General features: G+C 56.4%; 1 pseudogene. It reads left to right on the forward strand.

Annotation, left to right across the window (positions count from 1 at the left end):
• Positions 1-218, forward strand: a pseudogene (gene motB, locus A6R74_RS04100) (flagellar motor protein MotB); the annotation flags it as partial.

A 218-nucleotide genomic window follows, 5' to 3' on the forward strand; every position in this document is an offset into this window, starting at 1 on the left:
GCCTTCTTTTTTGTGTTGTGGATTTTAAGTATCGCCAGCGAAGATGAGCGGCGCGGAGTACCGGAGTACTATAGCACTCCGCTCGTTAATGCCATCACCGGTGGGGATCGCTCTGGTAGTACCAGTGCGATTCCAGGCGGCGGGCCGGAACCAACCCATAGCGATGGGGAGCGGGCACGCATTGATATCTCTCAACGCACTAGCCCAAGCATGCAGGA

The sequence above is a fragment of the Halomonas sp. ALS9 genome, from assembly GCF_001651035.1.
Taxonomy (GTDB): Bacteria; Pseudomonadota; Gammaproteobacteria; order Pseudomonadales; family Halomonadaceae; genus Vreelandella.